The following is a 15,056-nucleotide window of genomic DNA, read 5'->3' on the forward strand; positions in this document are numbered from 1 at the left end:
ATCCCCTATATGTATTTGTTTGATTTTATTCCCCTAACAATTTTTGATTAAAATGATTAAAACGGTTCACAACGTCAATCAATTCGTTACCCGATAGTTGATACTGTTGGCTGAATACCTGTGTCATCATATTTTCAACTTCACTTTGATCCGCTAAATTTTGTTTACTTTTATCTACCATCTTCATTAAATCTTGCACATAATCATTGAGTGGCTGTTTTACTGTTTCTGGCATTTGGTGCGATTGTTTCTCGTAACCAGCAACGGCAGTGTAACTTTGAGCTACCTGAGTTTGCTGTGACAAATTTAATGAAAATGCGCTAATTTGATTTTCATCAAACCCTAGTTTTTGAGCTTGTTGATAGGCGGCTTGTACATTTCCGTCATAGAATTTAGATCCTAGATTAGCCGCATCGTTAACTAATTCACCAATGGCGACTAATTCATCGTCATTTAAATCGCCATCGACAGAAAATGAAAATGATTCTGATTGAAAAAATGCTTGGCTATATTCAGTTTGCCTTACGGTAAAATGATCCCCTGCTTCATTTTGTTGCTCCACATCAAGCTGGTTTAGTTTTTCTTGATATGCTTGCAAGTTCGCAAAACTAATTTGCACCGTATCTCCTTCAGCAGTTTTCAAATTAATACTACCATTGTTTTCTTGACTAAAATTCGATTGATAGCTCTGAGCTGAGAATAAACGGTCGACATTTTCTCCATTAATGCTTTTTTCAAACTCATCTAAACCAAAATTAATGCGTTCATGCGCTTTGTTAATACCTATTGCCAACGGATCGTCGCTACTTTCGTCTAAACCAAGATCTTTTCTAGCTGCGCCAACCCCCATTTCAACACCTTTTCGGGCTTGTGCTAGCATTTCATTTAATTCATCTTGTGAAGCACCACTTTGCGATGCGCTCGTTAAAGCGCCTTCAACAAAACTAAGTACGTTTTTCGCCACTTCTTCAAAATCAAATAAAGATTCATTATCTTTAGTCGCTTCGTCTATATTGATTGCTTTAGGCACTTCAAATTTAGCTAACGGTTTATCTGATATGCCTTCTAAATTCACGGCTAATGAACGATGTAAAATAGTTAAATTCATTTGTTGGGTTGAATACGAATTTAAATGCATCTGAACGGCAGAGTTTGATTGCGCTTGCTCACCTTTCTTATTTTGCGCTGCCAAAGATTGCTCTTTGCTATTAGCCTGAGCTTTATTTGCGTCAATCGGTTGGTTATCAATGCTCGATTTTAAATTTGTAATATCCATAATGTTCACCGTTAAAGTTTATACCAACTAAGTTATCGGCAGAAACTGAATAAGTTTTAATCAATTTTTGAATTAATCTAAAATTATAAACTAGCATTCAAGATTCAAGTAAGTAAAATACGCGTTTTTTTCAAGGGTAGCCAAATGCGAGTCGATCAAATAGATATTAGCCAATATGAATCTTTATTAAATGAAAAAGCGCAGCAGACTTTGGCATTGTTTGAACAAATTAAGCTTCCTGACAACATAAAAACGATTGAGTCTAATAATAAAAATTATCGATTGAGGGCTGAGTTTAGAGTTTGGCACCAAGATGAAGATAGCTTTTATATTATGTTTGATCCTGTTAATAAAGAAAAATTTCGCGTTGACTATTTTATTCCTGGTTCAGAGCTATTAAATAAAATGATGGTTGCGGTTAGAGAGCACTTTTTAAATAACCCGATACTCAGGTTTAAACTATATCAAGTCGATTTTTTAACAACGCTCAGTGGCGAAGCATTGGTTAGCTTAATTTATCACAAGAAACTTGATGATGAATGGCAACAACATGCTAAGCAACTAAAACAAGCGTTAAATGAAATAGCGCCTGTGAATATTATTGGCCGCGCCAGAAAGCAAAAAGTATTAGTCGATAAAGATTATGTAACTGAAACTTTGTCAGTACAAAATACGCAATATCATTACCAACAAATAGAAAATAGCTTTACCCAACCAAACGGCATGATTAATCAAGCTATGTTAAATTGGGCCAGCGTTATATCACAAAGTCTATCTGGCGACTTATTAGAGCTCTATTGTGGCAATGGTAATTTCAGCATTGCATTGGCAAAGCATTTTAATAAAGTACTAGCCACTGAAATTGCGCGCTCATCAGTTAAATCAGCACAATATAATTTAGCAAAAAATAATATTAACAATACGGTTATTGGTCAATCATCAGCGGAAGACTTTTCAGCAGCCTATTTTGAAGGCAAGTCGGTTAAATCTTTAAAAGACATCGCGTTATCAGATTATCAATTTACAACTATTTTAGTCGATCCGCCTCGCGCTGGGCTAGATGATAAAACGGTTGAGCTCATTCAAAAGTTTGACAATATTATTTATGTTTCTTGTAATCCCGAAACATTAAAAGATAACTTACTAGCAATTGATGAAACACACCAAGTGCAAGATTTAACGCTATTTGATCAGTTTCCGTATACGCATCATATTGAAACTGGCGTTTGGTTAACCAGACGCTCGTTGCTTTAGGGTAACCGCTGCACCATTTACAATTAGCCTAAGTTGCATATTTAATCGCTCTGCCGTTTGAGCTCGCTGCTCATGCGGCATATCTATCACTTCACCACCCGCATTAAACACCAATTTAACCATAGCTTCAGCTTGAACAAATGCAAAATCGTGAGGCGACTTTTGAGATGCGCATATATAGTCACTTAATTCTGCAATAAAATGCATAATTTCTCTTGAAACAGCGGCTCTAAATTGATCAGAAGTACCCGACCTAGCTTGTAGCAATATTCTAAATTCACTTTCGTTAGTTGTTAAAAAATGCATAAAAGTTTCTATAGAAGTATTAATAACCGAACCTTCTGTTGCAATACGCTGTCGTGCAGAGCGCATTAGTTGCCGAAGTAATAAACCTGCTTCATCTACCATAGTTAAGCCTAATTCATCTAAATCTTTAAAGTGACGATAAAAAGACGTGGGTGCAATTCCTGCTTCTCGGGCAACCTCTCGTAAACTTAAATTAGAAAAATCATGGTTGGCAGACAGTTGTTTAAACGCAGCCTGAATTAACGAGCGTCTGGTTTTTTCTTTTTGAATAGCTCTCTTACCTAGCATGACAATTCCTGTTTAAAACGATAATTTGTACATGATAAAACAAATAAGCATGCTTTTTACACCCGCGTCTATTAAATCCAGATAATTAATATTTGCAACTCAGTAACATTGCCAAATAAAAAATAATTCACAAACAAAATACATTTAACTTCTTTAGCTTAGAGAAGTAATTTGAATTTGGTTATAAAAACCACTTGATCATCTGAATACATCCTCTAAAATTGAGCTTACAAGTGTAAGCTAAAGAATCCTATTTCACTTTAGTAGCCGTTTTATTGAATATTTTGAGGTCTATATGAAAACAGCGCCTATCTCATGGCTAAATGTCATTATTTTTTTAGTCACTGGGCTTATCGCTTTATTTGCCGTGCCTTATTATGCCTTTACTCAAGGTTTTACCGCACTGGAAATAGTAGCAACCATTTTGTGTTTAGGATTTTGTGGGATGTCAATTACTGCTGGATACCACAGACTATGGTCACATAAAAGCTACAGCGCACACCCGATCATTAAATTCATTTTAGCTTTAGGCGGCGCATTTGCGCTTCAAAATAGCATTTTACATTGGTGTTCTGATCACAGAAATCATCACAAACATGTTGATAATAATGATAGAGACCCTTACAGCGCCAAACTTGGATTTTGGTACTCTCATATTGGTTGGATGCTGCGTGAATACCAAGGCGAAGAATATAAAAATTACAACAATGTTAAAGACTTACAGAAAGATAAAATTGTTATCTGGCAGCATAAATATTATTTAATACTAGCTATTGTCATGAATTTTGGGGTTCCACTCGTGATTGGTTTATATACGGATAGAGTTTTAGCCGCATTATTAAGTGTGGGTGTCTTACGTTTAGTATTAAGTCATCATTTTACCTTTTTCATTAATTCATTAGCGCATATTTGGGGTAAACAAACTTACAGCAGCGCTCATACAGCTAGAGACAATGGTTTTTTAGCCTTTTTAACTTACGGTGAAGGTTATCATAATTACCACCATAGCTTTGAATACGATTATAGAAATGGTATTAGGTGGTGGCATTTTGATCCCACTAAATGGTTTATCAAAGCGGCGTACTATCTTGGGCTTGCTAAAAACTTACGTACCGCACCAGAAGAGCGTATCGAAAAAACCAAAGCAACGCACAAAATGCAACTGCTTCGTGAAAAACTAACAGCTCAACCTCATAATCAGGCTATTTTAGAAAAAATTGAAACTGAATATGATTTGCTCATTACGCGGATGAGTGCATTTTATAAAGCTAAAAAGTTAGTGTTAGAATTAAAAACGCAGCAGCTAGAACATGACTACAAGCATTCGGAGGTTTATGCTCAATTTATTGAACTACAGCATAAATTTAACGAACAAAAACAAAAATTTTGGCAGCTTCATATAGCTCATCATCCGGCTTAAAGTATCTCTTAAAGTATCTATAAGAGGGCCCATGCCCTCTTTAATTGCTTTTTCATAATAACTTCTCTTTTTTTCTGAATTTTATAACAATTTCGCCCCCTCTCATTTCGCCAAAAACAAACATCCCTCGTTGACAACCTATTAGCTAAAATTTTAATCGATATAGTTGAGATTTATGCCACCTACTAGCGTCGCTTTGCGCTAGAATGGAGACAACACGATAAGCAATTAAAATAGGACGGCTTATGACTACTCAGAAAAAACCAAAAAATATAGATGTAAATAAGACAACCTCCCCACAGCAATTTGACTATGATGCCGTAGTAATAGGCACTGGTCCTGGGGGGGAAGGTGCAGCAATGGGACTTGCGAAAACAGGTTTAAAAGTTGCCATTATTGAAAAACATTCAGCAGTAGGTGGAGGGTGTACTCACTGGGGAACCATTCCATCAAAAGCATTAAGACAATCTGTATCCCAGCTCATTGATTTTAATCATAACCCACTATTTAGCGAAAACAGCCGAGAAATGCACATTACATTTCCGCAAATTTTAAAGCATGCGGAGGGTGTTATACGCCAGCAAACGCACTTACGTTCAAGTTTTTATAAACGTAATCGCGTTTCATTACTAAAAGGCGAAGCCTCTTTTATTGATAAGCATACAATTCAAATTACTCACGAAGATGGTTCTAGCCAATCAATTACTGCAAAAACGATTGTAATCGCAACCGGTTCTCGGCCATACCGTCCGGCGGATGTTGATTTTAATTCAGGCCGAGTGTACGACAGTGACACTGTATTATCACTACGACATGATCCAAGAACTATTATTATTTATGGCGCGGGCGTGATTGGTTCTGAATACGCTAGTATCTTTAGAGGACTAGGGGTAAAAGTCGATTTAATTAATACTCGTGAGCGTCTGTTAGCATTCCTAGACAACGAAATTTCAGATGCCATTAGCTACCACTTAGGCAACAGCGGCACAGTGATTAGAAATGGTGAAGAATACGCTAGCATCACTCAAGAAAAAGACGGTGTCGTGCTTAAAACTAAATCAGGCAAAAGATTTAAAGCTGATTGCTTACTGTTTGCGAATGGACGAACAGGTAATACAGATAAGCTTAATTTATCGGCAGTAGGTTTAAAAGCAGATGGTCGAGGCCAATTAAAAGTTGATCGCCATTACCAAACCGACATAGATAATATTTATGCAGTCGGTGATGTGATTGGCTACCCAAGTTTAGCTAGCGCTGCTTATGACCAAGGTCGATTGGCTGCTAATTTTATAACCCAAGGCGAAACCCACTCACATCTTGTTGATGATATTCCAACTGGCATTTATACCATCCCAGAGATCAGTTCGGTTGGTAAAACCGAACAAGAGCTCACCGCAGCCAAAATTCCTTACGAGGTGGGCAAAGCACAATTTAAACATCTAGCGCGAGCACAAATTGCCAATTCAACTATAGGTGGTTTAAAAATCCTGTTCCATCCTGAAAGTAAAGAAATTTTAGGTATCCACTGCTTCGGTACCGCGGCCTCAGAAATTGTGCACATTGGCCAAGCCATTATGCAACAAAAAGGCAGTGCCAATACAGTTGAATATTTTATAAATACCACATTCAACTATCCAACTATGGCCGAAGCCTACCGAGTTGCGGCACTTAACGGGCTCAACCGCCTTTTTTAAATAAGGAAAACAATAAAAGTTATTGTTTTCCACACCCTGAGTTGTTTGAACACAAATAGCATCTACACACTAAAAAGCCAAGCTAAAATAAGCTTGGCTTTTTTATAGTATATTTAATATTAGCTTAACTCACCTACTCTACAACACTTGTAAGCAGAGCGAGATAGCTTATAAAATACGCCTTATTTATTGTGGTAAACCGAGCTTAATTCAGTAACAGCTTGAATAAATGCGCCTGCATTTTCTGGCTTAACATCCGGTGTAATACCATGACCCAGATTAAAAACATGGCCAGTACCCTGCCCATAGCTTTCGAGTATAGAGGAAACTTCTGATCGGATTCGTTCAGGTGTGCCATGCAATATTGCGGGGTCCATATTTCCTTGTAATGCTACTTTGTCGCCAATTCGGCTTCTAGCATCACCAATATCAATTGACCAATCAAGCCCAACACCATCACAACCTGTAGCTGCTATTTGCTCTAACCAAAGTCCGCCACCTTTTGTAAATAAAACAACGGGTACTTTTTCACCGTTTTTAGTGCGGTGTAAACCATCAACAATTTTAGCCATATAATCTAAAGAAAATTCTCGATAGTCTTTAGGCGTAAGTACTCCACCCCATGTATCAAATATTTGGACAGCCTGCGCGCCTGCATCTATCTGAGCATTTAAGTAATCGATCACCGATGTTGCTAATTTATTTAATAAAGCATGCAATATTTCCGGTGATTGAAATGCCATTTTTTTAATTTTAGCAAATTGCCGAGTACTACCACCCTCAACCATATAAGTTGCTAAAGTCCAAGGACTGCCAGAAAAACCAATTAAAGGCACATCGCCATCAAGTGCTTTATGAATCGTGCTAACTGCATCCATCACATATTTTAAATCTTGATTTGGATCTAAATTTTTAAGTGACTTAACATCAGATAAATTATTTACCGTACGCTCAAATTTAGGACCTTCACCTGTTTCAAAATACAAACCCAGTCCCATTGCATCTGGAATCGTTAAAATATCTGAAAACAAAATAGCAGCATCAAGTGGATAACGTCTCAATGGTTGCAATGTTACTTCACAGGCTAATTCAGGATTTTTACATAATGACATAAAGTCACCAGCCTGCGCCCTAAGCTCTCTGTACTCTGGTAAATACCGGCCCGCTTGGCGCATCATCCAAACTGGAGTTCGGTCAATTGGCTGTTTTAACAATGCGTCTAAGTAACGTCTATTTTTAAGTGAGCTCATTATTTATTCCTATACAAAGCCTTATAACAGGCAAACAATACATTTAAATTACAAAATTTACAAAAAAGTGTATTTTTTGTTGCAACTAGAGATTCTATTTGATATAAAAGATACCGCGCTAGTGAAGAAAACTACAAGAAGCTCGTTTACGGGACCTCAAGCACTATTTTTATAGCCTTACTATTTTGTAAGGCTTTTTTGTTTCTGACCTTTAATCAATTAATTTCCAGCCTTTATAAACCTTAACCTTATAAATCTTCAATTTTAAGATTTAATTTGATTTTCGGCATACTCAATAAGCTGACCAGCAATTGAATATCGACCGGGTGTTTCAGGCAAATCAGCAAGATTATACCAGTCTGCATGCAAAATTTCCTTTTCATCTATCACTATTTTTCCACTTTCATATTCTGCAATGAAGCCGACCATCAACTGATGTGGAAATGGCCAAGCCTGGCTTGCAAAATAGCGAGGGTTTTTAACATTAATATTCGTCTCTTCTTTAACTTCGCGTGCGACAGCTTGTTCAAGCGTTTCTCCTGGCTCTACAAATCCAGCTAATACTGAATGCACACCTGACTGGCTTTTTTTACCTTGAGCCAACAAAATAGAGTTGCCTTTTAACACAGCCATAATGACACAGGGTGATAACCTAGGATAACATCTGTGGTGGCAACGCTTGCAATGCACTGCCATTTCCCAACCCACATGTTTCATCTTTTGACCACAACGGCCACAATAACGATGTGTTTCTAAAAAATGTTGAAATTGCACTGCTTTTGCCGCAAAGCCAAACAAAGCAAAATCACAATCATTTATTAATTGTTTTAACCCAATAAACCGGCCTGAAATTTCTGGCTTAATCGCAGCTTGAGATGCATTAATAAAATAAACGGGCGAGCGTTTATGCTCGCCTAAATAAACTGATTTATTGGCATTAATTGCATTAAATAACTCATCAGCACTTTGTAATGGAATACAAAGCGGCTGCGTCATTATATAAACTTCATCGTTCCTGACAATCAACCAGTGAGCTTGATGCTCACGAGCAAAATGTACTAATTGATTTACTTGCATTTTATAAATTTTTTCTTCTCGAATAACCTATATATGCACTCTTTTATCATATTTTTTATTAAATTGATTGAGCTATCTTGCTTTTTCTTTTTTAATCGCGTTAGATAAGGGGTATTACAGGAATCACCAAAAAAAGGTAAAGTAGACATGTTAACAGAGCTAAAACAAGTACAACAAAAATATGGCGGTGCTAACAAAGCTATCGATAATTGGCTAGAAGAAAGACGGGAGCTTTTAGTTCGCTATTGTAAACTTGCCGGTTTATTGCCCAAGGAAGCGCGTAACAATACAATTGAAAATTCAGATGTTATCGGTTTTTGCCAAGTGCTTGTCGATTACTTATCTGCAGGCCACTTTGAAGTGTTTGATGACATAGCATCAAAATGTGAAACCCATGGTGGGGAAAGCTTGGAGCTTGCCCGCACACTCTGGCCAAAAATAAACGAAACCACAGACATCGCACTCAATTTTAATGACAAGTATGCAGAAGTAAACGATGAGACCAATTGGGAAGCTTTTTCTACAGATTTGTCTAATTTAGTTGAGGCATTAGAAGATAGATTCAGCTATGAAGACAAACTAATTCATGCACTTTATACCAAGCATACTCAAGTCGCTTAAAGCAAGCTTTGCTTTAAGTATAAAAAAACCGCTATTTAAACAATAGCGGTTTTTTTGTTGAAAAGCTTAAACTTTACTCTGCGCTTTCAATTGATAATAACTCTACATCAAAAATAAGCGTTGCATACGGAGGAATGCTACCAGTTCCGTTTTCACCGTAAGCTAAATCGTAAGGCACGTAAAAACGGTACTTAGAACCAACTTGCATTAACTGAACACCTTCAGTCCAACCAGGAATAACACGGTTTAATGGGAAAGTTGCAGGTTCGCCACGATCTACTGAGCTATCAAATTTAGTACCGTCGATTAAAGTACCAGTATAGTGAACTTTAACAGTGTCTGTTGCTTTTGGCGAATCACCTTCGCCTGATTCAATTACTTCATACTGTAAGCCTGAATCAGTTGTCGTAATACCGTCTTTTTTAGCGTTTTCGGCTAAGAACTTTTCACCTTCTTCAAGGAATACTTTGCCTTCTTCCGCTTTTTTCGCTGATTCCATTTCTTGGTGCTGTTTTTGAAGTTCTTGTAATGCAGCTTGGATATCTTCAGGTGATAATTCAGGATTACCTGACAACGTATCTTCAACACCTTTTTTCACTAATTCAATATCAAGCCCTAAACCTACTGCGTTGATTTGCTCAACTGTTGATTTTAATTGACTACCAAAGTTTACACCTAAGCCGTAAGCTTGTTTTTCTGTCATTGTTTGCAATGTATCTGCCTCTTGTTGTTGAGTTGGTTGTGATTCTACTTGAGCGGTGTCCGATGTAGTTTTATCACTACAGCCCGCCATGATTAAAGCAGCTGTTAACGCACTTACTATGCCTAATTTTTGCATCTAAAAAATACTCCAATTTGCTAAATTTTTACTCACGTTTATAAATACTTACAAACATAAAAACCTAAATCTCAAATGACTCATCTGTAATTTGAGATATACTACCTGTATCGAGGTGATTAACAATGAAAATAAAATGTTATTAACGAGAGTCAACCTTATCATTATTATATTAAGCTCAATTTCACTTTGTGCTTGTCAACCAATAACACCAAAACCAAAACAAAGTTTTATTCATTCAGCTAATGGCTCAGTCGATGCTTTTCTCTCTAACGATTCAAATTGGCTTTTGGTTTCAAGTCAAACAAACCAAGTACAATTATGGAATCTTCAAGAACAAGCTCTGACTTATATTTGGCAACAAAGTTCAACTAAACATAATCCAGTTTATCTCATCCATATATCTGCCGGTAATGAATACGCCGTCTTGGCGTCCCGCACAGAGTTTTCATTATGGAACATGCACAGTGGCAAAAATATTGGCTACTGGCAAGTAAAAGATTCAAACATCCGAGACATAGTGGTAAACCGAACAGGCTCAAAAGTCGTTCTAGGTAAAAGTAATGGCGATATTTTAATATTCAACCCCCAAACCCAAGAACAAGCGACTTTTTTTGCTCATTCGCAAAAAATTAACCAAATTGCCCTCTCAAATGATGGTCAATACTTAATTTCGGCAAGTAACGATTACACAGCTTTATTGTGGGATATAAATAAACAAACTATAATTCAGCGCTTTGTTCACCCGCAACGGGTAACTCAAGTCGCTATTAGTGCTGATAATCAATTGATTTTTGCCAGTAGCGGCGCATACGCCGCTATTTATGATAGTAAAAGCGGAAATGAAGTTAGCCGACTGTCACAGAAAAATCATCAACAAAGTTACACCGCAGTTCGCTTTTCAGCTGATTCAAATTGGCTAGCTACAGGTTCGCCAGACAGACAATTAATGCTTTGGCAAGTACAAACTGGTAAACTGGTTAATCAATGGCAAGTCGCGATAAAGCAAGACAACCCTATTTCTGGCGCTATTGTTTATAGTTTAGCGTTTAAAGATGGCATGATATTAAGCGACAGCTCTTCGGGCATTACAGAATATTGGCGGTATAAATGAGCAAACACCTAGAGCAACGTATTGATAATTTAGAAACCCAAATTATCTTTCAAGAAGATATGATTGAAAGCTTAAATCAAGCTTTGATCGATCAGCAAGATCAGTTATTAACTCTGCAGCGACAACTCACTTTATTTGCAAAAAAAGTACAAGCGATGCAACCAGAAGCAGTTGGTCCACAATCACAAGAGCCCCCCCCGCCTCATTATTAATGTTTTCATGTAAACAAAAAGAGCGACCCAAAATGGGTTAAGCTAATATAGTGCTGCAAACTTAGAGGTGTGAACTCATGCCTGAATATTTTTAGATTAAACCTCAAAACAATTAAATTAAGCGCTCAGCTTGTTAAACTATAGCGCTTAATTGAACCACAATGAAAAAAACAGTCATTAATTTAATTGACAGGCTCTAAATCCGATGAGGTTTCAGTTTGAGGGCCTGTTTCAGTTGCCCCCTCCTGATCCGCGGTGCTTTCTTCTGCGGGACCCTCTTGCTCACTTGCCGGGGTGTTAGGTTCAAACGGCTTTAAAAAACTGGTATCCAACGGCGTTAATACCGAATCTTCAGTTGAACCCGTTGAAGCTTTTTCTGCTTCATTTGCATTGTCAGCTTGATTATCATCAATGGTAACTGGCGGTGTATAACCTGTACTAGCTAATGCAGCTAACTCAGCCGCTTGTTCCTTAATTGGCAAGCCTTCAATATCTTCAACTTGCATCGCTGTTCGTACTACTTTAATTAAACTTTCAATTTCTAACGCTTTTTGTTCGGCTTCTTCTTCATTTAATTTAACCATTGATTGCGACTCTTGGCCGATATTAAAAGCGCGCTGAGCTGCAACTAAAGCACCTTTACCCACCTGAGTCACTTCTGTACGTTGACGATAATTTTTATTAATAAATGCGATAGCTTGCTCAATGCTTTGTTCTGCTTGCTCAAATGTTTTTTCTGCATAGTCATCTGCATCATTGTCTTCGGCTTTATCTAAAACCAGTTGAGCCGGTGTAACGTTACGTTTTATTAAAGTGTTAATTTCTAAACGCGTCATATCGGCCAATAAATCGGCTTCCTCTTTACGTGCTTTTTCTACTTCGTTTTGTTCAATTAGTTTAAATAAATCAGTTAATTCATCCACCGTTTGACCATAGGTTTTAGGGTATTCTTTTTTACTATCTAACTCATCTAATACCTGTTTATGCGCCAAAGAGTCTGCCAAAACTTGCTCGATAAGGGCTTTTGCCTGATAACCGCTATTAAGAAACTCTTTTGTTTTAAAGGCTGTGGTAATAATTGCAAGCTCAGTGCTCATATCATCTTCTGAAGCTTGCCCATTTTGTAACTTTTCAATATAAGTTAAACTTTCTTGAGCATTTTTAAAGTGCAACGGGGTATAAAAAGCCAATTTATCTTGAACAGCTTTATCCATAGATTTTCGTGCATCCGCGACGGCTTGACCGGGCGTCATGTCTGATTTAAGCGCTTGTTGTTTGGCTAAATCTTCAACGCCAGTGGTTGCTAATTTATTACTTGAACATGCACTTAATAAAAAAAGTCCAGATAAAACAATCGGTAAAGTTTTCATCAAATTTCCTAAATAATTTTTATACATTATATCTTGTTTGGTGTGTTAACTAACTTGATGACCTCATTTGCAGAACTGATTTTTTATATTGAGCTCAAGTTAACTAACTTATTTTAGCAAAAATTTTCAAATTCAAAAGCCTATGCAAACAATCCGCTAATAGATAATTAAATAAAGCGAGCCAGATATTCAACTAGCAACCTAATTTTATTAGATAAATACCGATTATTAGGATACACAGCCCAAATGCCGTCATCCGCTTTTTGGTAACTATCTAATAAACTCATTAACTGACCACTTTGAATATGTTGTTTTACGTAATAGTCTGGTAATTGTACTATGCCTAAATGCTTTAAAGCTGCATCTACCAAGCCAAAACCGCTATTGCAACGCAAGTTGCCTTTCACTTTGACATGTCGCTGTTTGCTCGCGTATTCAAACCGCCAATAGTCTAAGGTCCCTAGTAAACAATTATGTCCCGCTAAGTCATCTAGGGTTTCAGGTTGTCCATGCCGACGAATGTATTCAGGGGAGGCACATAAGTATAGTTTTCGAGTGGTGAGCGTCGTTGACATTAATGTAGAACTTTCAAGCGCCCCTAAACGAATCGCTAAATCAATGCCTTGTTCGGCTAAATCTAACCTAGTATTAGTTAACTCAAGTTCAATTTCTATTTTTGGGTTTTCGATCAAAAATCGGTTAATAAGAGGGACTATTTTTAATTCGCCATAGTTAACCGGCGCAGTCATCTTAATTTTACCTGTTAATTGACTGTGTCGCTGATTAAGCGCTTGCTCAGCATTATCTAACCCATCAATGGCAATTTTACAGTGCTGATAAAAAATATGCCCTTCATCGGTCAATGATACATGTCGAGTGGTTCGGTACAGTAGTTTACTATCAAGCCTTTTTTCTAACGCACTGACTTGCCGGCTTACTTGTGCTGTAGACATTGATAGCTTCGTGCCTGCCGCAGTAAAACTGCCTAGTTCAGCCACTGCTGCAAATTCATAAATGCCATGCCATTGCATTATTATTACCTATATGTAAAAGTTAATTACCAAAACTACATATTATCATCATACAAGAAATAATTATAATAGGCGGTAGAAAGTATTGAGGTTAGCTATACTCAATTTCACTGATTTTTATTGAAAACAATACGAGGTTCCCCATGTCCGAACAATTTATGAAAACCCGAGCCGCAATAGCGTGGCAAGCCAATCAACCTTTATCAGTTGAAGAAGTTGATTTAATGTTACCAAAAAAAGGGGAAGTGCTTATTCGGGTTGTCGCTACAGGCGTATGCCATACCGACGCTTTTACTTTGTCTGGATCTGATCCTGAAGGTATTTTCCCAACTATTTTAGGTCACGAAGGTGGTGGGATTGTAGAACAAGTTGGTGAAGGCGTTACTAGTGTAAAAGTCGGCGACCATGTTATTCCGCTATATACGCCTGAATGTGGAGAGTGCAAATTTTGCTTATCTGGCAAAACCAATTTATGTCAAAAAATCAGAGCAACTCAAGGTAAAGGCGTTATGCCTGATGGTACAACCCGTTTTTACAAAGACGGCCAACCTATTTACCATTATATGGGCTGTTCAACGTTTGCTGAACATACTGTGTTACCTGAAATATCACTTGCCAAAGTTAACCCTGAAGCACCATTAGAAGAGGTTTGCTTATTGGGCTGCGGTGTCACCACGGGTATGGGCGCGGTCATGAACACGGCAAAAGTAAAAGCTGGCGATACGGTTGCTATATTTGGACTGGGCGGAATAGGTTTATCCGCTGTTATCGGCGCGACTATGGCTAAAGCCAGCAGAATAATAGCTATTGATGTTAACGAGCGTAAATTTGATTTAGCTAAAAAATTAGGTGCAACTGATTGTATCAATCCAAAAGATTACGATAAACCGATTCAGGAAGTTATTGTTGAGTTAACTGATGGCGGCGTTGATTTTTCGTTTGAATGCATTGGTAATGTTAATGTCATGCGCAGTGCACTTGAATGCTGCCATAAAGGCTGGGGTGAATCAGTTATTATTGGGGTTGCTGGTGCTGGTGAAGAAATTTCAACAAGACCATTTCAGTTAGTTACAGGCCGAGTTTGGCGCGGAAGTGCTTTTGGTGGCGTAAAAGGTCGAACTGAGCTGCCTGAATATGTCGAACGCTATTTAGCAGGTGAATTTAAGTTAGACGACTTTATTACTCACACAATGCCGCTTGAAAAAATAAATGAGGCATTTGAATTAATGGAAAAAGGCGAAAGCATTCGCTCTGTCATTCATTATTAATTGAGATAACGGTTGAGATAATTAAAGTCTAAATGAA

The 15,056-nt window shown here is 37.5% G+C and carries 14 protein-coding genes; 7 read left to right on the forward strand and 7 right to left on the reverse strand.

What is annotated here, in order from left to right:
* Positions 1-25: 25 nt before the first annotated feature.
* Entirely contained in the window at positions 26-1,276 is a 1,251-nt protein-coding gene (locus tag OLW01_RS12530; RefSeq protein WP_268074255.1) for a DUF5610 domain-containing protein, read from the reverse strand.
* Positions 1,277-1,420: 144 nt separating this feature from the next.
* Here OLW01_RS12530 and trmA point away from each other — a divergent pair, with 144 nt between their 5' ends.
* A complete protein-coding gene (trmA, locus tag OLW01_RS12535) occupies positions 1,421-2,530 on the forward strand; it encodes a tRNA (uridine(54)-C5)-methyltransferase TrmA (protein WP_268074256.1) in 1,110 nt (369 codons plus the stop codon).
* On the opposite strand, the gene fabR is transcribed toward trmA, so the two are convergent.
* Positions 2,507-3,124 (reverse strand): HTH-type transcriptional repressor FabR, encoded by a 618-nt coding sequence (gene fabR / locus OLW01_RS12540; protein ID WP_268074257.1) that lies wholly within the window; start codon positions 3,122-3,124, stop codon positions 2,507-2,509. The two genes, trmA and fabR, sit on opposite strands and share 24 nt — an antisense overlap.
* A 295-nt stretch (positions 3,125-3,419) precedes the next feature.
* Between fabR and OLW01_RS12545 the strand changes: the two genes are divergently transcribed.
* A complete protein-coding gene (locus tag OLW01_RS12545) occupies positions 3,420-4,544 on the forward strand; it encodes an acyl-CoA desaturase (protein WP_268074258.1) in 1,125 nt (374 codons plus the stop codon).
* 245 nt (positions 4,545-4,789) lie between these two features.
* On the forward strand, positions 4,790-6,238 hold the full coding sequence (gene sthA / locus OLW01_RS12550; RefSeq protein WP_268074259.1) for a Si-specific NAD(P)(+) transhydrogenase: 1,449 nt from the start codon (positions 4,790-4,792) through the stop codon (positions 6,236-6,238).
* 182 nt (positions 6,239-6,420) lie between these two features.
* Here the strand turns inward: sthA and hemE are convergent, their stop codons facing one another.
* Together hemE and nudC are read right to left on the reverse strand one after the other, a co-directional pair.
* Positions 6,421-7,488: a uroporphyrinogen decarboxylase gene (gene hemE, locus OLW01_RS12555; RefSeq protein ID WP_268074260.1), complete on the reverse strand. Its 1,068-nt coding sequence runs from the start codon at positions 7,486-7,488 to the stop codon at positions 6,421-6,423.
* A 264-nt stretch (positions 7,489-7,752) separates the two neighbouring features.
* Positions 7,753-8,565 (reverse strand): NAD(+) diphosphatase, encoded by an 813-nt coding sequence (gene nudC, locus OLW01_RS12560; protein ID WP_268074261.1) that lies wholly within the window; start codon positions 8,563-8,565, stop codon positions 7,753-7,755.
* Positions 8,566-8,712: 147 nt separating this feature from the next.
* On the opposite strand from nudC, the gene rsd reads away from it, so the two are divergent.
* The gene (gene rsd, locus OLW01_RS12565; protein WP_268074262.1) at positions 8,713-9,186 is read left to right on the forward strand and encodes a sigma D regulator; all 474 of its coding nucleotides are present in this window, start codon (positions 8,713-8,715) and stop codon (positions 9,184-9,186) included.
* 73 nt (positions 9,187-9,259) lie between these two features.
* Here the strand turns inward: rsd and bamJ are convergent, their stop codons facing one another.
* Positions 9,260-10,024, reverse strand: coding sequence for a BamJ family beta-barrel-assembly machinery protein (bamJ, locus tag OLW01_RS12570; RefSeq protein ID WP_268074263.1), 765 nt, complete (start codon positions 10,022-10,024; stop codon positions 9,260-9,262).
* Between the two features lie 136 nt (positions 10,025-10,160).
* Here bamJ and OLW01_RS12575 point away from each other — a divergent pair, with 136 nt between their 5' ends.
* Together OLW01_RS12575 and OLW01_RS12580 are read left to right on the forward strand one after the other, a co-directional pair.
* Positions 10,161-11,138, forward strand: a complete 978-nt coding sequence (locus tag OLW01_RS12575) for a WD40 repeat domain-containing protein (protein WP_268074264.1) — start codon at positions 10,161-10,163, stop codon at positions 11,136-11,138.
* Positions 11,135-11,350, forward strand: a complete 216-nt coding sequence (locus OLW01_RS12580; RefSeq protein ID WP_268074265.1) for a SlyX family protein — start codon at positions 11,135-11,137, stop codon at positions 11,348-11,350. Before OLW01_RS12575 ends, OLW01_RS12580 begins: the two co-directional genes overlap by 4 nt.
* A 182-nt stretch (positions 11,351-11,532) precedes the next feature.
* On the opposite strand, the gene OLW01_RS12585 is transcribed toward OLW01_RS12580, so the two are convergent.
* Both OLW01_RS12585 and OLW01_RS12590 read right to left on the reverse strand, forming a co-directional pair.
* On the reverse strand, positions 11,533-12,720 hold the full coding sequence (locus tag OLW01_RS12585; protein ID WP_268074266.1) for a hypothetical protein: 1,188 nt from the start codon (positions 12,718-12,720) through the stop codon (positions 11,533-11,535).
* A 167-nt stretch (positions 12,721-12,887) separates the two neighbouring features.
* A complete protein-coding gene (locus OLW01_RS12590) occupies positions 12,888-13,751 on the reverse strand; it encodes a LysR family transcriptional regulator (protein WP_268074267.1) in 864 nt (287 codons plus the stop codon).
* A 143-nt stretch (positions 13,752-13,894) separates the two neighbouring features.
* Here OLW01_RS12590 and OLW01_RS12595 point away from each other — a divergent pair, with 143 nt between their 5' ends.
* Entirely contained in the window at positions 13,895-15,019 is a 1,125-nt protein-coding gene (locus OLW01_RS12595) for an S-(hydroxymethyl)glutathione dehydrogenase/class III alcohol dehydrogenase (RefSeq protein ID WP_326498585.1), read from the forward strand.
* Positions 15,020-15,056: the final 37 nt, after the last annotated feature.

It is taken from the genome of Catenovulum adriaticum, from assembly GCF_026725475.1.
Lineage (GTDB): Bacteria > Pseudomonadota > Gammaproteobacteria > Enterobacterales > Alteromonadaceae > Catenovulum > Catenovulum adriaticum.